Source organism: Paenibacillus sp. 01T443 (assembly GCF_056398325.1).
Genome location: NZ_JBFTPE010000002.1, coordinates 237,265 through 258,012, shown reverse-complemented (window position 1 = coordinate 258,012; position 20,748 = coordinate 237,265). Strand labels below are relative to the sequence as shown.

Annotated in this window: 20 protein-coding genes and 1 other annotated feature; of the genes, 13 read left to right on the top strand and 7 right to left on the bottom strand. The window is 47.5% G+C overall.

Going from position 1 to position 20,748, the window contains the following annotated elements; genetic code table 11:
• Positions 1–79: 79 nt before the first annotated feature.
• Together AC1DLI_RS03755 and AC1DLI_RS03750 are read left to right on the top strand one after the other, a co-directional pair.
• Positions 80–1,375: an MFS transporter gene (locus AC1DLI_RS03755; protein ID WP_477599790.1), complete on the top strand. Its 1,296-nt coding sequence runs from the start codon at positions 80–82 to the stop codon at positions 1,373–1,375.
• Positions 1,372–3,342, top strand: coding sequence for a glycosyltransferase family 39 protein (locus AC1DLI_RS03750; RefSeq protein WP_477599788.1), 1,971 nt, complete (start codon positions 1,372–1,374; stop codon positions 3,340–3,342). Before AC1DLI_RS03755 ends, AC1DLI_RS03750 begins: the two co-directional genes overlap by 4 nt.
• A 26-nt stretch (positions 3,343–3,368) precedes the next feature.
• Here AC1DLI_RS03750 and AC1DLI_RS03745 read toward each other — a convergent pair whose 3' ends face one another.
• Positions 3,369–3,704 carry a DUF1904 family protein gene (locus tag AC1DLI_RS03745; RefSeq protein ID WP_477599786.1) on the bottom strand — a complete coding sequence of 112 codons (336 nt, stop codon included), beginning with the start codon at positions 3,702–3,704 and terminating at the stop codon, positions 3,369–3,371.
• A gap of 101 nt (positions 3,705–3,805) precedes the next feature.
• On the bottom strand, positions 3,806–4,732 hold the full coding sequence (locus AC1DLI_RS03740; RefSeq protein ID WP_477599784.1) for an RluA family pseudouridine synthase: 927 nt from the start codon (positions 4,730–4,732) through the stop codon (positions 3,806–3,808).
• Positions 4,733–4,920: 188 nt separating this feature from the next.
• Between AC1DLI_RS03740 and AC1DLI_RS03735 the strand changes: the two genes are divergently transcribed.
• Together AC1DLI_RS03735 and AC1DLI_RS03730 are read left to right on the top strand one after the other, a co-directional pair.
• Positions 4,921–6,471, top strand: a complete 1,551-nt coding sequence (locus tag AC1DLI_RS03735) for a stalk domain-containing protein (RefSeq protein WP_477599782.1) — start codon at positions 4,921–4,923, stop codon at positions 6,469–6,471.
• Positions 6,472–6,625: 154 nt separating this feature from the next.
• The gene (locus AC1DLI_RS03730; protein ID WP_477599780.1) at positions 6,626–8,518 is read left to right on the top strand and encodes a B12-binding domain-containing radical SAM protein; all 1,893 of its coding nucleotides are present in this window, start codon (positions 6,626–6,628) and stop codon (positions 8,516–8,518) included.
• 281 nt (positions 8,519–8,799) lie between these two features.
• Here the strand turns inward: AC1DLI_RS03730 and AC1DLI_RS03725 are convergent, their stop codons facing one another.
• The 3 genes from AC1DLI_RS03725 to mnmL form a co-directional block, all read right to left on the bottom strand.
• Complete coding sequence (locus tag AC1DLI_RS03725; protein WP_477599778.1) at positions 8,800–9,780, bottom strand: type I phosphomannose isomerase catalytic subunit; 981 nt, start codon at positions 9,778–9,780, stop codon at positions 8,800–8,802.
• A 90-nt stretch (positions 9,781–9,870) separates the two neighbouring features.
• The gene (mnmM, locus tag AC1DLI_RS03720) at positions 9,871–10,467 is read right to left on the bottom strand and encodes a tRNA 5-(aminomethyl)-2-thiouridylate-methyltransferase MnmM (protein ID WP_477599776.1); all 597 of its coding nucleotides are present in this window, start codon (positions 10,465–10,467) and stop codon (positions 9,871–9,873) included.
• 58 nt (positions 10,468–10,525) lie between these two features.
• Positions 10,526–11,488 carry a tRNA modification radical SAM protein MnmL/YtqA gene (gene mnmL, locus AC1DLI_RS03715; RefSeq protein WP_477599774.1) on the bottom strand — a complete coding sequence of 321 codons (963 nt, stop codon included), beginning with the start codon at positions 11,486–11,488 and terminating at the stop codon, positions 10,526–10,528.
• Positions 11,489–11,768: 280 nt separating this feature from the next.
• On the opposite strand from mnmL, the gene AC1DLI_RS03710 reads away from it, so the two are divergent.
• Positions 11,769–11,978, top strand: coding sequence for a hypothetical protein (locus AC1DLI_RS03710; protein WP_308997226.1), 210 nt, complete (start codon positions 11,769–11,771; stop codon positions 11,976–11,978).
• A 173-nt stretch (positions 11,979–12,151) separates the two neighbouring features.
• The gene (gene trmB / locus AC1DLI_RS03705) at positions 12,152–12,919 is read left to right on the top strand and encodes a tRNA (guanosine(46)-N7)-methyltransferase TrmB (RefSeq protein WP_477599771.1); all 768 of its coding nucleotides are present in this window, start codon (positions 12,152–12,154) and stop codon (positions 12,917–12,919) included.
• On the opposite strand, the gene AC1DLI_RS03700 is transcribed toward trmB, so the two are convergent.
• Positions 12,916–13,488, bottom strand: coding sequence for a phosphatase PAP2 family protein (locus AC1DLI_RS03700; protein WP_477599769.1), 573 nt, complete (start codon positions 13,486–13,488; stop codon positions 12,916–12,918). The two genes, trmB and AC1DLI_RS03700, sit on opposite strands and share 4 nt — an antisense overlap.
• Positions 13,489–14,191: 703 nt before the next feature.
• Between AC1DLI_RS03700 and AC1DLI_RS03695 the strand changes: the two genes are divergently transcribed.
• The 5 genes from AC1DLI_RS03695 (at position 14,192) to AC1DLI_RS03675 (ending at position 17,442) form a co-directional block, all read left to right on the top strand.
• On the top strand, positions 14,192–15,427 hold the full coding sequence (locus AC1DLI_RS03695) for a glycosyltransferase family 2 protein (protein WP_477599767.1): 1,236 nt from the start codon (positions 14,192–14,194) through the stop codon (positions 15,425–15,427).
• 99 nt (positions 15,428–15,526) lie between these two features.
• Positions 15,527–15,684, top strand: a sequence feature (ribosomal protein L20 leader region).
• Positions 15,634–16,239, top strand: a complete 606-nt coding sequence (gene infC, locus AC1DLI_RS03690; protein ID WP_477599765.1) for a translation initiation factor IF-3 — start codon at positions 15,634–15,636, stop codon at positions 16,237–16,239. (Overlaps the previous feature by 51 nt.)
• Positions 16,240–16,273: 34 nt before the next feature.
• On the top strand, positions 16,274–16,471 hold the full coding sequence (gene rpmI / locus AC1DLI_RS03685) for a 50S ribosomal protein L35 (protein WP_053374531.1): 198 nt from the start codon (positions 16,274–16,276) through the stop codon (positions 16,469–16,471).
• A gap of 50 nt (positions 16,472–16,521) precedes the next feature.
• Positions 16,522–16,881 (top strand): 50S ribosomal protein L20, encoded by a 360-nt coding sequence (gene rplT / locus AC1DLI_RS03680; protein ID WP_054028358.1) that lies wholly within the window; start codon positions 16,522–16,524, stop codon positions 16,879–16,881.
• 195 nt (positions 16,882–17,076) lie between these two features.
• On the top strand, positions 17,077–17,442 hold the full coding sequence (locus tag AC1DLI_RS03675; protein WP_477599762.1) for a hypothetical protein: 366 nt from the start codon (positions 17,077–17,079) through the stop codon (positions 17,440–17,442).
• Between the two features lie 14 nt (positions 17,443–17,456).
• On the opposite strand, the gene AC1DLI_RS03670 is transcribed toward AC1DLI_RS03675, so the two are convergent.
• Complete coding sequence (locus AC1DLI_RS03670) at positions 17,457–17,909, bottom strand: GNAT family N-acetyltransferase (RefSeq protein ID WP_477599760.1); 453 nt, start codon at positions 17,907–17,909, stop codon at positions 17,457–17,459.
• A gap of 565 nt (positions 17,910–18,474) precedes the next feature.
• Here AC1DLI_RS03670 and ilvB point away from each other — a divergent pair.
• Together ilvB and ilvN are read left to right on the top strand one after the other, a co-directional pair.
• The gene (gene ilvB / locus AC1DLI_RS03665; protein ID WP_308997232.1) at positions 18,475–20,220 is read left to right on the top strand and encodes a biosynthetic-type acetolactate synthase large subunit; all 1,746 of its coding nucleotides are present in this window, start codon (positions 18,475–18,477) and stop codon (positions 20,218–20,220) included.
• Positions 20,217–20,702, top strand: coding sequence for an acetolactate synthase small subunit (ilvN, locus tag AC1DLI_RS03660; RefSeq protein ID WP_308997233.1), 486 nt, complete (start codon positions 20,217–20,219; stop codon positions 20,700–20,702). The genes ilvB and ilvN overlap by 4 nt, the downstream gene beginning before the upstream one ends.
• Positions 20,703–20,748: the final 46 nt, after the last annotated feature.

Below are 20,748 nucleotides of genomic sequence, written 5' to 3'. Positions count from 1 at the left end.
GGTTCATACGGTAAGATGAGAGAGTTATAGCTGCTATTTATAATAGACTTTCATCGAATCCGGGGGCGTGTTGTTTTCCATGGCCATTGCAAGCTTCAAATCGAAACTAGCGTACAGCTCAGGTAATTTATCAGTAAACCTAATTGCACAGGCCTTCGCATCATACATCGTTTTTTATTATGTAGACGTGCTGGGCGTAAAGCCCACTCTGATCAGTGCGGCAATGGTTATTCATGGCATTGTGAATGCTGTGTTAAACCCGTTGTTTGGGCATATTTCCGATCGCACAAGAAGCCGCTTTGGCAGACGTGTTCCCTATATGCTGTTTGGCATGGTGCCGCTGGCGGCATTGTTTACGGCGATATGGTTTCCTGTGGGGACGGGGACAGCATTGTTTTGGTATTTTTTAACGATTGTGCTGCTTTTTGATATTTTGTTTGTGATGGTCGTTTTGAATTATTCGGCTTTGTTTCCTGAGATGTTTACGACGATGAAGGAGCGGGCGTCCGTATCCTCATGGCGGCAAATGTTCGGGATCTTGGGGATGATTATTGGCGTGGCGCTGCCGCCGCTCGTTTATGGTAAGCTGGGCTGGGGGCCGATGGGAGCTATTTTTGCAGGCATCGCGCTACTATTCTTGATTATTATGGTGTCAGCCAGCAAAGAGAAGGTCGTGGTTCAGCGAGAACAAATCGGGTTTCTCCAGTCTTTGAAATTTACGTTTTCAAATAAAGCGTTCGTTTTATACGTTATCGGCAGCTTTTTCGTCCAATTCACCTTTGCCATGCTGCCAGCTGCGATACCTTTCTTTACCAAATACGTGCTCGGTGCCGGAGATGAAAGCAATACGATTTTGTTAGGCGCTATCTTTATTGCAGCAATACCCTGCGTCTACTTATGGGGCAGATTGGTTCAGAAATGGGGAGCGCGCCAAACGGTTATTGCTGCGGTCAGCTTATATGCGCTTGCTATGATTCCATTTTTATTCGTGTCAAACGTTGCGGCTGCGGCTGCGGCGGCTGCGGCGATCGGCATTGGGCTAGCCGGACTGCTCGTTCTGTTGGATGTGCTCTTGTCGGAGATTATTGATGAGGATGAGATACGGACGAAGGTTCGCAGGGAAGGCATGTACTTTGGCATGAACGGGTTTATCGTCAAATGGGGCGTTTCGCTGCAAGCAGTCGTACTTGGCGTTATTTTAGAGAGCACCGGCTATGTGAAGGATGCCGTACAAGCGGAGACTGCTGTCTGGGGCATCCGTTCGATGCTGAGCATCATCCCGTTTATTGCTTTGCTCATCGCACTGGTTTTCTTTTTTCTTTATCCGATTAGTCAGTCAAACACTACAACAAGAAACGGTGACCTCAAGCAATGATTCGTTTTTATGACTGGATAAAACAAAATAAACTGATCTGTTTGCTGTTTGTAATCGGTACTGCAGCAAGGGTTCTATATGCGGGTACCATTCCAGGAGGCCTAAATCAGGACGAGGCATCGATCGGTTATGATGCCTATTCCATCCTTCATTATGGAATCGACCGGAACGGCATAACGCTTCCGATTCATTTGATTGCCTGGGGGAGCGGACAAAATGCATTATATGCCTACTTATCCATGCCGTTCATTTACTTATTCGGTTTAACCCCCTTATCCGTTCGTATGGTCAGTATTTTGTTTGGGCTCGTCGGTATGGTGATCTTCTATTTAGTTGCGAAGCAGATGTTCAAGAGGGAGTCTGCGGCAGCCGCAGCGGCTTTCTTGATCGTGATTTGCCCATGGCATATTATGATGTCCAGGTGGGCGCTTGAGTCGAACCTTTTTCCTACGCTTGTGCTGCTTGCCGTCTTTTTTTTATTTAAAGCTGTCCGTCAGCCGAGGTGGCTGATTGGTTTTACGATTACGCTTGCCGCCTCGCTGTACGCATACGGTACGGCCTATTTTTTTGTGCCGGTATTTGGGCTTGGCGTTTTGACGCTGCTCATTGTCACAAAGACATTTAGGCTGCGCGTACTGCTATGGAATAGTGCCGTCCTAATCCTTTTAGCGGCGCCTATTGGCTTGTTTCTTCTTATTAACCGATTCCATATGTCGACGCTGCAATTCCTTTTCTCAATCCCGAAGCTTACTGTGCCCCGTGTAGAGCAGGTATCTACAGCATTCGAAGGCAATGCTTTATCGATGATTGCGCATCATTTCAAACCGTTTTTGAAAATGTATCTTACGCAAACCGACGGTCTGCTTTGGAACGCGATGCCAAAATTCGGTTATATGTATCCGCTGGCATTACCGCTTATCGGGATCGGTATTCTATATGGGATTTATCAAATCATAAAACATTTCCGCGTGGAGACGGCGATTATCGCCATATGGTTCGGAACGGCCCTTCTAATGACGCTAATTACGGATGTGAATATCAATCGCATTAACATTATTTTTTATCCAACCGTATTTTTGACTGCGGCAGGCTTAATGTGGCTGCATAAACAGATCAAATATTCATTCGTTATTGTAGTCGCGGCATTTTCTATCTTTTTCGTTTTTTTCTGTGCGCAATATTTCACTTCGTATTCCAAACAAATAAGTCCGCTTTTTTTTGAATCCTTTGGTGAGGCCGTGCAATATGCTTCGGATGAGACGGAAGGCCGGATTTATGTAACGGATGATGTGATGATGCCTTATATTTTTGTATTGTTCTATGAGAAAATCGATCCGCGGCAATTTATCGATACGGTCGATTATGTAAATCCGGGAGCAGCCTTCCAATTTGTCCGTTCCTTCGGCAGGTATTATTTTGAGCAGCCTCAGCTTAGACCGAATGAGGATGCGGTTTATATTTTTTCGAACAGCGCTGCGATACCATCTGAAGATTCTGGTTGTAAAATCAAAAAATTTAAGCATTACACGGTTGTGAGCGGTAAAGGAATGCCGACAGCTTCTGCGGTGCATGAATCCTTCCGAAATGGCGGCTTTGAGGAGGACCAGCAGTATTGGACGTTTACCGCCGGTGCAGGAGTAGGTACGAATCGACCCTTTGGCGGGACAAAACTGATGTACATTGACCCAGGGAGCGGTAATCGCGCTTCGCAGACCTTTGTTAACCCTGAAGCAGGCGAATATATACTTTCTGTCAAAGCCAGTGCAAACGCGGAGGGCGGGATGATCGGGGTTTCTATTAATGGCGTGAGCGTACAGGAGCAGCCAATCCAAATCCATGAGGAATATGAAGAAATCCAGCTACCGGCTGTGTCAGTAGCTGAGCAGGATACGGTTTCAGTGTATTTTACCGGAGGCACAGGTTGGTTGAATATCGACGATGTGGAATGGACTATTCGGCAGGAATAAGGAATGAAAATGGCTTGGCGCCATTTTCACTCTTCGACCGGTTCGCCGTTAATATAATAGCTGTCCTCACGGTAAGCGTGGAACACGATCTCGATTTCGGGAATGTCCAGCTGCCCCACGTAACGGGTGATGGCTTGCGCGAAGCGGTTTCTGATTGCTTGTCCTCGCTCAAACCAGCCAACCTCAATGAACGCAAAAGCCGGATCACCCGGGTGGCTGCCAAAAACGCTCGTCGTGTGCAGGCAAGCCATCGTGAAATTATCGGTGCCGCACTCGCAAATCGCGGCAAGCTCTTTGGCAAGCGGCGCGGTGACGGCTTGCAGCCTGTCAGCTGCGACGCCGCGGAATAATAAATGTGGCATATCCGCTACCTCCTGTTTTCTAGATTAAATATCCATAGTAGTATAACAAAAATAAGCATCGACCGCTTTAGCTCAGCGGCCGATGCTTTTTAATTTGCCTCTTATTCCGTTACTTGGAACGGCTTTAGGAACAGCTTAGGGATATCGGTTTCAAATCGGACCAGCTTCTCTGTGATGGGATGCGTAAAAGCGAGCACACGCGCATGCAAGCCAAGCCGGCCGATCGTTCTGGAGCGTGCGCCGTACTTTTTGTCACCAACGATTGGATGGCCGATATCCTCCATATGCACGCGAATTTGGTTTTTGCGGCCCGTTTCGAGCTGCACCTCCAGAAGGGAGAAGTTTTTGTTTGCGCGAAGCACCTTGTAGTGGGTAACGGCGTGCAGGCCGTCATTCGCGTAGGAGCTTGAATACATTTTGAGTGTCTTGCTTTCCTTCAGCCACGAGGAAATCGTTCCTTTTTCCTTCTTGACGGCACCCTCTACGAGCGCGACATAAATACGCTCCTGGACGGTGTCCTGCCAAGTGTTTTGCAGCTGCTGCTGGACGGCCTCGCTCTTCGCAAACATCATGACACCGGAGGTATCGCGATCCAACCGGTGCACGACGAAGATTCTGTTTTTCGAATTTTCAAGCCGTACATGAGCCGTTAGCTGACGGTAGGCCGTAATTTCATTTTCGGGTGCGGCGTCTGAAGAAATGGAAAGCAGCCCGGCTTCTTTCTTAATGACAATGATGTGCTCATCCTCAAATAGGATGGCGAGTCCTTCCAGCGGCAGCTTTTCTTGCGGCCGTTCTTTGCCTACCGTAACGGTCTGGCCCGGCTGAAGCGGGTAATTGTATGCCGTTATTGATTTACCGCCCACGGATACTTGTCCATGCGCCAGTATCGATTTGACGACGTTTCGTCCGGCGCCGGATATATTTTTTATTAGAAAAGGAAGCAGCTCTATCGGTTCAGTAACCGGATAGGACTTGCTCTTGTCTGCTTGTTTTTGAGGAGCTCCCCGCTTTTTTCCTCTGTGCATGCTAAAAAACCTCCTAGATTCAATGCTCCTACTATACCATGATTGAAGGCTGCAGTTCTAATCTTCTATTTATCGACCTTGTGCTCTCTATCAATGCCGGTTTGATAGACAAATCATGAAGTAGAATGGTAGGATTGTTGATAGATATACCATATGGTGAAAATGGAAAAGGTTGGAGGAATAATCGCGTGAAAACAAAACTTATTCAGTCCTTGCTCAGTCCCTTGCTCATAGCAGGCTTATTGCTTGCTCCATTGCCAGGGCTCAGCAACAGTTCTGTAGCGGCAGCTAGCGTTACGAACAAAGCGGTTGCATCCTCAGTTAAGCAATTACAGGTTATCGTAGACGGCAAGAAGCTTTCCCTTTCGGCTGCCGCTTATGCAGAGAAGGGCGTTACTTTCGTACCTATGCGCGACATTTTTACGGCACTTGGCGCTTCGGTTACATGGGAGGGCAAGACAGGAACGATTATCGGACGTAAAGGCTATTTATCGATTTCTCTTCAAGTGGGCAACAAAACAGCAGTCATTAACGGCAGTTCGGTGAAGCTCGATGCCCCGGCAATCGTCCGCAAGGGCGTAACGTTTGTACCCGCACGCTTCATAGCTGAATCTCTTAATGCGACGGTGAAATGGGATAAAGCTGCAAACGCAGTTCGGATTACCTCGCAAGAAGCTGCTGAAAATGCAGATTACGAGGAATGGCTTGAGCAGCAGAAAAATTTGCCAACCCTTACGAGCAAAGAGATTGTAGATAAATTCGATGAAAGCGTCGTGTTGATCATGACGAATCGCGCGCAAGGCAGCGGCGTGGTCATTGGAGAAAATCTCATTCTAACGAATCATCATGTGATCGCGGATGCAGCATCAGCCACGGCACTGACGATCAATGGTGAAGAGCTGAAAATAACCGGTGTCGTCAACTACGACGAGGATGCGGATCTTGCTATCGTTAAAACAGCCGAGCCCATCGATATAGCTCCTGTAACTTTAGGCTACGGATTAAATTCTTACAAAGGCGGCAAGGTCGTTGCCATTGGCAGCCCGCTTGGCCTGCAAAATACGGTTTCTGACGGCTTGATCAGCAATATTACATACCAAGACGGTATAAGATACATTCAGACGAGCGCTCCAATCGATCATGGAAGCTCAGGCGGTGCTTTGTTCAACGAATACGGTGATCTTATCGGCATTACGACGTTGGGCTACTCAGGTACAAACGCCGACCTAAACTTCGCCGTTTCCATCATTCATGCGGCTAGCCTGAACAGCGAAGTGACAGACAAACTGGTTGCAAATGCGGCGTTTTTACCGTCCAGTCTGCCGGCTACATTAGTGGGCGCACCTCTGACAGATATCGAGAAGCTGCTCAAGGATCAATATAGTTTGCTTTCAACGACGGAAGGCGAGGCTGCCTTCACGAAATGGGAGGCAAAACGTGATTCCTCCGGCTGGCTGGTGCTTACCGCGGAAATAGATCCTTTGTTCTATATGTACTATGGGTCAGCAACAGCGCAGGAGCTTCGCCTTTGGGCGATTAACCTGGGATACGAGTTCCATGCCATGCTGCCTGACGACAAGATCCAAGTCGTCATTTCCTACCAGCGTGATTACGGATTTGAACCGCGTGGCTTTGCCGCAGGAGAGGTTTCCGCCCTTAGCGGCGACAAATGGCGGGTTCGTTTCCCGGTAATCGATATGCAGCTGAAAAATGAGCTTTTTATTAAAGTGAGAGTGTAAGTGAAGCGAGGCATCCTAACCGCAAGACGCGGAAAGGGGTGCCTCTTCTTTTTTTCTTCTTTTTTCGGTACAATAGAAGGCATCTTGCTAAATGCGCAATGAGGTGTTGGCGTTACGCAGAATACGCAAATGCTTAAGTTAGAGAGGTTATGCTATGAAAGTGGTACTGTCCACCTTAAACGCTAAGTTTATACACACATCGCTTGCGCTGCGCTGCTTAAAGGCGTTCAGCGGCGATAGATTCGATATCGATATTGCAGAGTACACCATTAAAGATCCGGTCATGAACATCGTATCGGATATTTTTTCGCGAAAGCCTGATGTTGTTGGGTTCTCCTGTTATATTTGGAATATCGAAGAAACGATTACGGTCATTAATATGCTGCGAAAAATCATGCCGGAAATTAAGATCATTCTCGGCGGTCCTGAGGTCAGCTATGATATGGACTATTGGATGGAGCGCGTGCAGGAGGTTGACTTTATCGTAGTCGGGGAAGGCGAAGAGACCTTCCACCATTTGCTTACAGAGATTGAAGGCGACGGCAAATACCATATGGTATTCGGTATTACCTACCGGAAGCAGCGCGAGGATCGTGTGGAAGTGCTAATTAATCCGCCGCGTCCGAAGTTGAACTTGAATGAGCTGCCTTCCCCGCATCGCTTTGAGGAGGATATTCCTCATTTGGGGAGCCGCGTCGTTTATTTCGAGACAAGCCGCGGCTGTCCGTTCAGCTGCCAATTTTGTTTATCCAGTATCGAGGTTGGCGTTCGTTATTATGATATGGAGCGGACGAAGGCGGATATTTTGTATTTAATCGAAAAAGGCGCGAAGCTCATTAAGTTCGTCGACCGCACCTTTAATATCAAACGGGATTATGCGCTCGAAATTTTTGAGTTTTTGATCAAAAACCATCAAGGCTGCGTTTTCCAATTTGAAATTACGGCTGACATCATGCGCCCTGAGGTGCTCGACTATTTGGCCGAACATGCGCCTCCAGGCATTTTCCGCTTCGAGATCGGCGTGCAATCGACCAATGATCCAACAAACGAAGCGGTTCAGCGCCGGCAAAATTGGATGAAGCTTGTTCGTACCGTCATGAAGGTGAAAAATTCGCAAAAGATTGATCAGCATCTCGATTTGATTGCCGGACTGCCGCTTGAAAATTACGATACGTTCCGCGGAACGTTTAATGACGTGTTCGAGCTTCGTCCCGAGGAACTTCAGCTGGGCTTTCTCAAAATGCTGCGCGGTACCGGATTGCGCCGCGAAGCGGATAAATGGGGCTACATTTATATGGATAGATCGCCGTATGAGATGCTTGGAAATGATCTCATGCCATTCGGCGATATCGTTCGCATCAAACGGGTAGAGGATGTACTCGAGAAATACTGGAATGCGCACCGGATGGACCATACGCTTCTTTATTTGGTCGATCGTGTTTTCCCATCGCCTTTCGACTTCTTCCAAGCGTTCGGCGATTTCTGGGAGCGCAGCGGCTGGCAAAAGATCGGTCATCAGCTTGAGGATCTGTACTCGCGGCTTTGGGCGTTCCTTGAATCGCTGCCACTGTCCGGGAAGAAGGCTGTCGGATCATTGCCGTCACCGCAAGAGGATTCAGAGAAAGTTTCCTTTACCTTTGACGAAGTGCTCGCGATCGCCGGATCACGGCTTGATTCCGATGTTGTGCTTGGGCTTATGAAATATGATTATTTCCTTAATCACAATTATAAGCCGCGTAAAACCTGGTGGGAGTTTACGATGGACAAGTCCGTTTGGAGCGGCTGGATGCGCCGCTTAGCGGAACGCCCAGAGGATGTATCCCCTGAGTTCGCCGCTTTAGGTTTCGGCGAGAAAGAGCTTCATAAGCATGCCGTTATCGAGAAGCTGCCATTTGATCTCGCCGAATTCCTAGCATCGGGAGAGGTCAACCGGGAGAGCCATACGCTGCTCGTCGTACTTTATGCCCTCGAGGCGAGCAGCAGCAAGCCGAAGCCGCGTCCATTCACGCTAAGCGTGGAGGCTGAGCAGAAAGCGCTGCAAAGCTAGTCTATAATTTTAATTTGGCAAAATAAAAAAAGAACCGCCGGCCCCGATTTGAAAGGGGTGGCGGTTCTTTTCTATATATAAGAATTTATAAGTTTTCACTTATAAACGTGCGTATATATCTCCGCGAAACGAGCTATTGCCGCCAAAGGACGGCTGCAGCCGTTTACGCTTGAAATATAAGAAAGTATAAATTTTAACCTTATACAATGCTTATATTTCATCGCGAAACGAGCTTCTGCCGCTATAGACGGCGTCAGCCGTTTACGCTTGTGGGAAGAGATTTAGACGGAAGCAGGCACGATGCTGCGGAGAACCGTCATGCTGCCTGTAAGCTCGTAATCACCGAGGTTAGCAGGAAGGAGGAAGCATTCGCCAGCTTTGACGGATTGCTCGCCTTCTGCCCATTTCAATTGGCCTTCACCTTCCGCGATAACCAGGATTACGAAGCTTTCGAGTGAAGTCGACAGCTTCGTAGGGGCCGACACAATCCCTTTCTCTACGATAAAGTAAGGGGAGGTAGCGATTGTCAGCCACTCTCCAGCCGCGGCATTATCCGTTTTCATGCGCTGTGCGCCAGCGCCTTCATAGGCGATAACATTAAGGGAATCTTCGATATGCAGCTCGCGCAATTGCCCATCAAGGCCAGGGCGATCATAATCATGCAAACGGTAAGTCGTATCCGAGTTTTGCTGAATCTCGGCAACTACGACGCCGGAGCAGAGTGCGTGAACAGTTCCTGCTGGGATGTAGAACGCATCGCCGGCTTCAACGGATACTTCTTGCAGCGTATCCATAATACGGCCTTCGGCAATAGCGGCTTCCATGGCTGCGCGGTCAACGCCGTCTTTTAGGCCATAGATGATTTTTGCGCCGGGCTTCGCATCGAGAATATACCACATTTCTGTCTTGCCGAGCTCGCCGGCAGGCAGACCTTCATATGCATCCGTTGGATGTACTTGAATGGATAGGTCATCATTGCAGTCCAGCAGCTTGATAAGCAGCGGGAAACGCCCGTTTTTCTCGGAGAAGCCTTGAGTGCCGAACCAAACCGGTCCATAGGTCTCACGAATTTGATCTAGGCCGACGCCTGTAAGCTCGCCATTCATAACTTTGGTCGTTCCATTCGGGTGATCACCGATCATCCAGCCTTCGCCTATCGAACCCTCTGGCAGCTCAAGACCAAAGCCTTCCAGTGCGCGTCCGCCCCATATACGCTCTTTCATTTCCGGCTTAAATTGCAATGGATAAGGTTTTACTGTCATTATTCATCTCTCCCATTTCTGTATGTATGGTTTTTATTGTTATACCACACTAGATAATAGCGCCCTTTTGTTCCGGAATCTAGTAACCAATTACCTAACCGCCGCCTGACGTTTTTCAATCGCTATTAAATAAGGGGCCGTTGCTCGCTGCAACTGCCGATAAATAACTGCCTGTGCTAGGACTTGGGGCAGTTGAGCTGCCCAGTTCTCTACACAAGCGGCTTCCTTCGCGCCCCCGGGATGCCCAGGATACAAGACGCAAGTCACAATGCCGCCTGGTCGCAGCAAACTGATTGCTGCATCAAGCGCGGCAAGTGTCGAAGCCGGCTCGGTGATGATCGTAAGATCGCTGCTTCCAGGCAAATAACCAAGATTAAACATAACGGTTGAGACTTGTCCAATGGCTGATCGGTCTACGACCTCGGCCATCCTTGCATGGCTCTCAAGCATAAGCCTCATTTCAGGAAGCTTATTTTCTTCTGCGAGAGAGGAGAGACGCTCATGCGTGCGATCGAGCGCCTCCTGTTGGATATCGAAGGCGTATACGGTGCCTTTGGACCCAACCAGTTCAGCCAGCATTAGCGTATCGACGCCGCCTCCTGCAGTGGCGTCAATGACGATATCGCCGGGCGAGGTGCGTTCGGCGATCCACTTATGGGCCATGCTTAAAACGGATAGAAAGCCCATTCGTTACCTCCTTTTGCCGCCATTGGAGTGATAGGCTTATTTATATGCTCCATCGTACCTAACCCTCCGGCTGCCAAAGCTTGCCCTGCCAAGTATTCCGGCGTTTCAGCTCATCGTCGAAAGCATTAAGCACTACCCATTTGTTCATGCTCCACATCGGGCCAATCAGCAAATCGCGCGGCGCATCGCCAGTAAGCCGGTGGACGATCATTTCGGGCGGAAGAAACTCCAGAGTATCGACAATTAGTTTCACATATTCATCCTGCTCCAAAAATTGCAGCAGACCGGCTTCATATTGACGGACCATCGGCGTCTTGCGCATGAGGTGAAGCAAGTGAATCTTGATGCCTTGGACATCCATCTTCGCCACGGCGCGGCCGGTATCAAGCATCATTTCATGCGTTTCCTGCGGAAGGCCGTAAATGATATGCGCGCAAACCCGTATCCCGCGCGCACGAAGACGCTGCACCGCATCCAAATAGCACGCAGTGTCATGTGCCCGGTTAATAAGCTCTGAAGTGGATTCATGCACGGTCTGCAGACCCATTTCTACCCAAAGATAGGTGCGTTCATTCAGCTCAGCCAAATAATCGACAACGTCATCAGGCAAGCAATCGGGGCGTGTTGCAATCGATAGGCCAACAACGCCAGGCTGCTTTAAAATAATCTCATAGTACTCGCGCAGCTCTTCAACAGGCGCATACGTATTCGTATAAGCTTGGAAGTAACCGATGTATTGCGCATCCGGCCACTTCTGATGCTGGCGGTCGCGTATGTTATTGAACTGAGTAACCAGATCATCCCGTCGGCTTCCCGCGAAATCGCCTGATCCGCGCGCACTGCAAAACGTGCAGCCGCCTTTAGCGATAGAGCCGTCCCGATTCGGGCAGGTGAAGCCCGCATCCAGCATGACTTTGAATACCTTACCGCCAAACTGCTCCCGCATCTCGTAATTCCATGTATGAAATCGTTTATCGCCCCAGAGCATTGGCTGCTGCGGAGATCTGTGTAATTCAATCATCTTTTTCCCCTTTTTCAAGACTTACAACCTCTATTTTAACGAAAAACGAGTGGAAAAGCCACGTTTGATCCAGGAAGGGTTATAGAACGTTCGGAAACCGCTTTATTTGGAAATTATTTTTGAAATGGTTCATTTTGGGCTTGCATAACCTCACATGAAGTGTTATATTAAAAGTGCGACAAAACAACAAATAAACCTGACATAGCCCAATTGCACCTGCATTCATGAAACGTCGATTAAATGGAAATACTCTTACAATAAATCGATGAGGTGATTAGAGATGAATAACATGTCCAAAATTCCACACGGCGACGACACCGTTACTGTCGAACTAACTGTTAAAGAATTGATGGCGCTTACGGGTGTCCGTTTTCACAATAACCATGGCGTAGAAATTTCCGCTCGCAAGAAGCTTAATGAAGTGTTGTTTGAAACTTATGAACGTGATCAGCAAGAAAATGCCCCGATCCCGTATCAGCTTCTGCTGTAAGAACATAGAAGAAACTGACCAAGAGGAAAGCCGCGTCGCCAATAACTGGCCGCGGCTTTTTTTTCTATAATAAGATCGTTGCTCATTCCTCTTTACATTGCTTAAATTGTTGGGCACAATAAGGACTAGTCTATTCGTTGCATCGTCTACGATAATTGGAGGAATCACTGCATATGCGTTTAAGAGGAAGAAAAGGAATTCGGGAAAGTCTTGAGGGACAGCCGGAGCTAGTCGTTCTGGATGCTGCGCCCCACAAAGGAAAATGGAATGAGTTTTTCGGAAACGACCAGCCTATATATGTAGAGCTAGGTATGGGCAAAGGCCGCTTTATTAGTCAAATGAGCGCCCGCTATCCGCATATTAACTTTATTGGCGTCGATATGTACGATGAGCTTCTGCGCCGCGCAAGCGAGAAGGCTCGCATCGTTTGGGAACAAAAAGGGGAGTCGCATCCGCCGAATCTCGCACTGCTTCGTGCAAATATTGAAGGCATCGAGACAATGTTTGCGCCAGGGGAGATTGAACGCGTTCATCTTAACTTCAGCGATCCGTGGCCAAAGAGCAAGCATGCACGCCGGAGACTTACGCATCCAAGGCTGGTAGCCAAGTATATCGAGCTGCTAAATGAACGCGGAGAGATTCATTTTAAGACGGATTCCCAATCGTTATTTGAGTTTTCTTTGAACAGCTTTGCGGAAATGGAACTGATTATGCGTAATATTTCGCTCCATTTGCACAAAGAAGGCCCTCGAGAGGACCTTGTGTTTACGGAATATGAGATGAAGTTTATGGAAAAAGGACAAAACATTTATCGGGTGGAAGCCGTTATCGGCTCCGAGGCGCTGCGGAAGCATCGCGAGGCGAAGCAAGAGAAATCGATCAAGGAAGAAGAAGAAGCAAACAAAGCTGATCTGAATGATTCCGATGACGAGGACAATTAGTTAATTCCTGCTGCCGATCCGACCCATGAGTAGTTGACCGCAAGGGCAGTCACCGATCCAATCAGTGCGCCCGCGGCAACATCCGATGGATAATGCAGACCCAAGTACATCCTCGACCAACCGACAGATATACCAATGATTAGTGCTATCGGTACTAGAAAAGTCAGCCATAAGCCGCTTGTCAACAATATGGGAACAAGCCAAGCGAAAATCGCTGTCGTATGACCGGAAGGAAAAGACGAATCTACGAGCGGATTATGTCCGGTATTGACACCAGGCAGCGCCTGGTAAGGCCGTAGCCGCTTGAATTTTCGTTTAACGATGGCAACTGGCAAGTGGCTAATGACGACGGCTGTCAAACATTGCCATCCAGTAAGGCTCCATGGAGCAGGTGCTAGCAGTGCATATAGAAGGGCGGTTGCGAGCGTAAAGGTGGCGCCGCCCATATGTGTGACCGTGCTTAACCATTTATTAAGGAAACGATGTCTTTTTCCCCCAGAAGGTCTCCGATTTGCCCAAATCAGCATTTTTTGCTCACTTGTTTTCAGCCAGCCTATCATTCGTTCCATCGCTGTCATCCTCCTAACGGTGGCTTACTTTTTATTTACTTTTGTTAGATATTTTTAATTTTAACATGTTTCTGTAAGCGGAGCGTAAACTATTTCTTGTCCCATTATTAAAGATAAGTAAGTATTATAACATTTAAAATACATTTTGTGTGGGTTGCGGCGGCAGGAGCAATTACTTCTATAAAAGGCTAAGGAAACCGCATGAAATATAGGATGTAAATATTGATTGCGATTTTCTGTTTAATTATGTGCAGTTGATGGTAAAACTGTAATGGACATATTTTCGAACGTTATGGCAGAACCCGTCGAACTTGCGAAAGCTGTCAGAAGAAAAGGCGTGTTCACCTGTTCGTCACAAAGTCGATATACAATTAAAGAAACATTTTCCTGTCTTTCCTCGTAAATAAGGACGTTAGTGCTAAAAAGTCAGCAAATGGTTGAAAATAAGGCTGAATCGTCGTAAAAGGAGGTAATGCGTTCATTGGTACGCAATGCAAGCGTTTTTCTGCCGAGATTAAGCCTAATGAAGACTAATTCAACTTTTGACAAAGAAGTTGTTTCTGTGGAGAATCAATAAAGGTCCGGGAGTGTTTGCAGAGAAACACTCATACAAAGAGAAAATATATAATAAAAAGCTTGCAGCAGCCGTAGCTCGGATGCTGAAACAAAGCAAAAAAATGGGGTCTTAAGGGGGCAGTATCGCATGGTTCTAAGTGTTATTTTTATTGCGTTGCAAATCGTGATGGCGTTAATTGCGGTTTACCAGTTCGGTATTTCGGTATTCGGCCTGATGAAAAACAAAAGCCGGAAGCACCACGCAGCTCAAAAATCGTTTGCGGTTCTAGTGGCAGCACATAACGAAGAAAAAGTGGTCGGCGCGTTAATCGAAAATTTGAAAAAGATGGACTACCCGAAGGAACTATACGATATATTTGTGATTTGTGATAATTGCACGGACGGAACAGCAGACATAAGCCGAAGTCATGGGGTTCATGCTTGCGAAAGATCGAACCAGCTTCTACGAGGCAAAGGATATGCGATTGAATGGATGCTTAAAGAGTTATGGGCTATGCCTCGCCAATATGATGCAATTGTCATGTTTGATGCGGATAATCTCGTAAACCCTGACTTCCTGCAACTGATGAATAATGATTTGTGCGAGGGACATCAAGTTATTCAAGGATATTTGGATACGAAGAATCCAGATGATTCATGGGTTACTGCTGCATACGGCATTACTTACTGGTACTGCAACCGACTATGGCAGCTTTCCAGAACAAACTTGAAGATGAGTAACTTCCTTGGAGGCACCGGAATGTGTTTTGAGTCGGCGCTTCTCAAAGACATGGGTTGGGGAGCGACAAGCCTCGTTGAGGACTTGGAATTCTCAATGCGCTGCGTGCAGCGCGGCATTTATCCTGTTTTGAATTACGATGCAAAGGTGTACGATGAGAAACCAGTAACGTTCAAAGCTTCCGCTAGGCAGCGTCTTCGTTGGATGCAAGGGCATTTCAACGTAGCGCGAAATTACTTTTTTCCGCTTCTTTGGGCAAGTATCAAGGAACGCAACTTTGTGAAATTCGATTCGGCTATCTACACCATTTCTGTTTATAACACCTTGTTTGGATTTATATTGACGCTTGTTATGTGGATCGATATTGCGATTCCATCGACTAACTACTTGGATTCGCTTTATAACTATTTACCATGGTGGACGGTTGGAATCGCTGCGTTTGCAGGGATTATCCAATTCCCGCTTGCGCTTATGCTTGAAGGTGTAAAATCGTGGAAAATGTATGCTCATCTTCTTACGCTGCCGTTTTTCCTTGTTTCTTGGTGGCCGATCACGTTTTACGCTTTCTTCACTCAGAACAACAAAACATGGAGCCATACCCAGCATACCCGCGTCGTTCGGATAGAAGAAGTGCAAAGCAAATAGTTATTTGAAATCGGTTCGTGAAAACAATTTCTGAAGCTGTTGACATGGTCCAGTGGGCCATGGTATAGTAACACGGTAACATTTTCAACTAACTTAATGACGCACAAGCAGAAGCACCCGCTTCTCACCTTTCGGCTAAGGCTGGCTGGTTCGCGATAATCGATTAGTCATTCCATTATTTCAACTGAAATGATGCTCTGACATACATGTACGGTTATGAGATGCGGGTTCTAGTGAACCCGCATTTTTTTATTGCGTGGAGACATGAAACAAACCATTTTTGGAGGTGGCACGTTATTAGCAGAGAACATCAAATCAATGATGAGATCCGGGCCAGAGAAGTACGCCTAGTAGGCGCTGAAGGCGAGCAAATCGGTATTAAATCGATTCGTGATGCTATGCAGCTAGCTGTTGAGCTTAATTTGGACCTGGTGAACGTCGCACCGACGGCTAAGCCGCCGGTATGCCGGATCATGGACTATGGAAAGTTCCGTTACGAGCAGCAAAAGAAAGAAAAAGAAGCTCGTAAAAACCAAAAGATTGTTGATCTTAAAGAAGTTTGGTTCCGTGCTAACATTGATGAAAATGACTACCAAACGAAGTATCGGAACGTCGTTAAGTTCCTCAATGAAGGCGATAAAGTGAAAGCATCCGTAAGATTCCGCGGCCGTGAGATTGCACATGCGTCTCTTGGACAAAAGATTTTGGATCGTCTTTCAAAAGAGGTTGCCGAAATATGCAGCGTTGAGCGCGCTCCTAAGCTGGAAGGCCGGAGCATGATTATGATTTTGGCACCCAAAACCAACAGCTAACAACTGATGAAGAACTTTAAGGAGGATAACTGATATGCCTAAGATGAAAACTCACAGCAGTCTGAAAGACCGCTTTAAAATTACTGGAACTGGTAAAGTAAAACGTTACAAAGCTTACCGTAACCACTTGCTTTCACACAAATCCGGTCGTCAAAAACGCGTACTTGCTGGTCAACCGCTTATGGCTGCTGGCGACGTTCGTCGTTTGAAGCAAGGCCTTTCTAACTTGTAATAATAAGCTACAACAAATAAGCTAATTCAACCTACAGGAGGTTTCCATTCATGGCAAGAGTCAAAGGCGGATTTGTCCGCACTCGTCGTCGCAAAAGAATTCTAAAGCTAGCTAAAGGTTATTTCGGTTCGAAACATCGCCTGTTTAAAACAGCGAAGGAGCAAGTTGGTAAGTCCCTTATGTACGCATACCGTGACCGTCGCAACAAAAAACGTGACATCCGCAGACTGTGGATCGTTCGTATTAACGCGGCAGCTCGCATCAACGGACTTTCGTACAACAAATTCATGCACGGCTTGAAGCTTGCGGGCGTTGAAGTTAACCGCAAAATCCTTGCTGACCTGGCAGTTAACGATATGACTTCGTTCAACTCCCTTGCAGGTATTGCTAAAGAAAAAATTAACGCGTAGGCGTTAATCACATATAAAGGCTGTCCAAGTCATCTATTCGATGAGTTTGGGCAGCCTTTTTTGTATTGGCTTGGGGTATGTCTACTTCACTTTTTAAGCTTGCATGCGCACATTTGTTGCGGGCGAGGACAAACAAACAGACGGATGCTCTTTTCCTTGAATATGTTGAAGGACAACAGGAAAGGAGGGATTTCTATGCATAACGTTTCCAAACAAGACGTACGGAAACTGATCGGCAAATCCATTTATGCAGTACGTCCAGACGGCACTGTCGTCACTGGCAAGCTCGTTAAGGTTCACCAAAATAAACTGATCATTGCGCCATTAGACAATGAAAAGGGAAAAGTCGTACAAACGAAAGCTATTTTGCCTCTCGTTTTGTTTGATCTTCTTGCAATCGGTACGCTTCCGTTCTTTGGCGGCGGCTTTGGCGGTGGATTCGGCGGAGGCTGCTGCAACAACAACTTTAAAAATCAATGCTGCTTCGACGGCGGCGGGTACGGCGGCGGCTATGGCGGTTATGGCGGCGGATACGGCAACCAAGGATACAACGGGTATTAATGGCGGATAGATGATCATGGCGGGGTGAGCGGCTTAAGCAGCTCATAGCAGCGTAGATCAGGGTAGTAGCGGACAGTGTGATAGCCAAGCTTACTATAGAGATGATGAGCTTTATCATTTACCTGATCCACAAACAGTCTGGCAACCTTGCAGTTCTGCGTTCTGCCGTAAGCCTCGCTATGAGCCATTAATTTTCTGCCCCATTGTCGATTTCGATGATCGGGATGCGTGACCATCATATCTAAATAAAGGACCTCGCCCATTACTTCAAAATGAATGAAGGAGACAGGTGGGCTCTTCTTTGATAAGGATGCTACATAAGTAATACCACGGCGGAAGCGCTTAGGGAGCTCTCGGATCGTTTGGGCATCAAGCTGGTGCACCGTATGGGATAAAGGAATAAGCTCGTTCCGTATAAGGCGGACCACCTCTGCCTGATCCAGCCTGGGGTCATAAAGTCGAATCATATCCATCATTCCATTTCTGCGGCGCCGGGCGACAAGAACGCTGCATGAGTTTGCCGTTTAGGGGCTAAAATAGTATATGTGCATTTGCCTGTGAATGCGCCAATTAGAATTTGCAGGAAGAATCATTAGGGTTCTTGACGAACGAGGATTCACGGCATATAATAAAGAAAGTCTTATCTACCACGTACCGGTGTACGCACCATGTGGTAAATACAAAATCAGCAATGATGAGGACGAAGTGCTTAGGGCCCTTTTGAACAGAGAGCGGATGGATTAGCTGCAACCATCGCCAAAATCCCTTTTCTACGAGCTCACCTCGGAGCTGTTTCCTTGAAAAGCAACAACGAATGCTGTTGCCTAATAGGGGAAATCGCAAGGCAAGCGTTAAAGTGCCAATAGTATGAACGTATGTGCACGACGTTCTTACTTGTGGAGGTTATACATCGGGAGACGTATAACAAATTTGGGTGGTACCACGGAAGATATACCTTTCGTCCCTCGTTGCTTCTTTTTGAAGCATGAGGAGCGAAAGGTTTTTTTGTTTTTTCTGAGAGGAGGATGACTGATGGTAACGCAAGGTGCAACACTGAAGTCAAAAGAGGAATTGAAGGAAAGACTCTCGAAGCCCGAGGTCATATCTGGTTCGGAAATTTTGTTAAGAAGTCTACTGCTTGAGGGTGTAGATTGTGTATTCGGCTATCCTGGCGGAGCAGTGTTGTACATTTATGACGCGATGCACGGAAACCCCGATTTCAATCATTTACTTACCCGTCACGAGCAAGGCGCTATTCACGCAGCAGACGGCTATGCCCGCGCAAGCGGTAAAGTAGGCGTATGTATAGCAACGTCAGGTCCAGGAGCAACGAACCTCGTTACGGGTATTGCAACGGCGTTTATGGATTCTGTGCCGTTAGTCGTTATTACGGGCAATGTCATTTCCAGCTTGATCGGAAGCGATGCTTTCCAGGAAGCGGACATTACGGGCATTACAATGCCGATTACGAAACACAGCTACTTGGTACGCGACGTTGAAGATTTGCCGCGTATTATTCATGAAGCATTCCACATTGCCAACACTGGACGCAAAGGCCCAGTATTGATTGACATACCGAAAGACATCTCGGCGGCTAAGACATTGTTTAAGCCATCAACTGAAGTGAGCATCCGCGGGTACAACCCGACGGTATCGCCAAACAAGAATCAAGTCGACAAACTTATTAAGGCCATTGAACAAGCTGAGCGTCCGATTATCTTGGCAGGCGGCGGAGTTGTATACTCTGGCGGCCACGAAGAACTGTACGAGTTTGTAACGAAGACACAAATTCCAATTACGACAACCTTGCTTGGTTTGGGAGCTTTCCCAAGCGGCAATGACCTGTTCCTGGGTATGCCGGGCATGCACGGAACCTACACGGCTAATAAATCGATTCAAAGTGCGGATTTGCTTATCAATATCGGCGCTCGCTTCGATGACCGTGTTACCGGTAAGCTTTCAGGCTTTGCTCCGCTTGCAAAAATCGTTCATATCGACATCGATCCTGCGGAAATCGGCAAAAACGTTCCGACGGACATTCCAATCGTGGGTGACGTGAAGACCGTTCTGGAGCTTGTTAATAAGCAAGCTAAGCGTGCGGATAAAGCGGACGATTGGCGTGCGAAGCTTAAAGCCTCTTGCGAGCAATATCCGTTCAGCTACAAGGATTCTGAGGATGAACTGAAGCCGCAATGGGTTATCGAAATGATTCACGAGACAACAAACGGCGATGCGATTGTAACGACCGACGTAGGTCAGCACCAAATGTGGGCGGCGCAGTATTACAAATTCAACAAGCCTCGTTCATGGGTAACCTCCGGGGGCCTCGGCACGATGGGATTCGGATTCCCTTCGGCAATCGGCGCTCAAATGGCGAACCCGGAACGCGTTGTTGTTTCTATCAATGGTGACGGCGGAATGCAAATGTGCGCGCAGGAGCTTGCAATTTGCGCCATTAATAATATTCCGGTTAAAGTAGTCATCATCAATAACCAGGTGCTTGGAATGGTTCGTCAGTGGCAGGAGCTGATTTATGATAACCGCTACAGTCATATCGATCTCTCTGGCAGCCCTGACTTTGTTAAGCTATCCGAAGCTTACGGAGTAAAAGGCTTCCGCGCTACGAACAAAGAAGACGCGCGTGCGGTTTGGGAAGAAGCGCTCCGTCATCCTGGTCCGGCAGTTGTTGAGTTCGTCGTTCGCAAAGAAGAGAACGTGTACCCAATGGTTGCACAAGGAAGCACCATCGACGAAATGATCATGGGGGATGCGGAATGAAAAAGCACACGATCGCAGTAATCGTTAACGATCAGCCCGGCGTTCTGCAGCGCGTTTCCGGTTTGTTCGGACGCCGCGGCTTTAATATTGAAAGTATTACGGTTGGTTCCAGCGAAGAAGCAGGCTTGTCGCGTATGGTCATCGTCACCTCAGGTGATGACCATACCCTCGAGCAGGTTACCAAGCAATTGTACAAGCTGATCGATGTTATCAAAGTCATCGATCTTAGCTCTAATCCGATGGTGGCCCGCGAGCTTGCGCTTATCAAAGTGAATGCAGAGCCTGCAGCCCGTCCGGAAATTCTCGGCGTAGTTGAAACTTTCCGCGCGGCGGTAGTTGACATTGGCACTCATTCGCTTATGGTACAGGTTGTTGGCGATACGGAGAAAATCGATGCGATGGTTGAATTGCTCAAGCCTTACGGCATTCGCGAGCTTTCACGCACAGGCGTAACCGCTTTGAACCGCGGGAACGCAAAGTAGTCACTGCACTTATTTCGACATCCCGCTTTGAGCGGGAGTTTAAGGG